The sequence below is a fragment of the Rubellimicrobium rubrum genome, from assembly GCF_006152115.1.
Taxonomy (GTDB): Bacteria; Pseudomonadota; Alphaproteobacteria; order Rhodobacterales; family Rhodobacteraceae; genus Rubellimicrobium; species Rubellimicrobium rubrum.
Genome location: NZ_VDFU01000085.1, coordinates 1 through 859, shown reverse-complemented (window position 1 = coordinate 859; position 859 = coordinate 1). Strand labels below are relative to the sequence as shown.

1 protein-coding gene is annotated in these 859 nt (G+C 66.4%); it reads left to right on the top strand.

The genetic code is table 11. From position 1 onward, the window contains the following. Nucleotides 1–859: cadherin repeat domain-containing protein (locus FHG66_RS21280; protein ID WP_176556396.1), on the top strand; the 859-nt coding region annotated here is incomplete at both ends.

Genomic DNA, 859 nt, shown 5'->3' with positions numbered 1-859 from the left:
GCACGATTGCGGTCCACGCCTTCAGCGCAGGCGAGCCGGTGACTTGGGCCCTTGTCGGCGGCCACGACCAGGGTCGGTTCTCGATCAACCCGACGACGGGTGCGCTTACGTTTGTTGCCGCGCCCGACTACGAGCAGCCGACCGACTCCGATACCAACAACACCTATGTCCTGATCGTCGAAGCCAGGGACGCCAATGGCAACACGAGCCAGCAGACGCTGACGGTGACGGTCCTCGACCTCGACGAGGTCGCCCCACAGATCACTGGCCCATCGGGCGGAGCGGGTGCGGTCGCCTCGGCCAAGTCCGTGAACGAGGGCGTCACGGCCATCCACATCTTCACGGCCAATGAGACCGTGACCTGGTCGCTGACCGGAGGACCGGACCAGAGCAGGTTCGCCATCGACCCGGCGACTGGCGCCTTGCGCTTCTTGGCGGCTCCTGACTTCGAAGCTCCGACGGACGTGGGCACCGACAACCGTTACGACCTCGTCATCACCGCCACGGACAGCCGCGGCAACGTGACCACGCAAGCCGTCGCTGTGACGGTTCTGGACGTCAACGAGGACACGGCGCCACCTGCAATCACCGGACCCTCTGGCGGAGCGGGTGCGGCGAACTCGGCTGAGGGAGTGGACGAGGGTGTGGTGCAGGTGACGACCTTCGCAGCGAACGAAGCCGTCACCTGGTCCATCCAGGGGGGACCTGACGCTGGACGCTTCGCCCTCGATCCGAACACCGGCGCGCTGACCTTTGTGGCGGCCCCGGACTTCGAGGCACCCGCCGACGCGAACAGGGACAACGCCTACGTCCTGATCATCGCGGCCACCGACACGAACGGCAACGTCAGTCAGCAGAC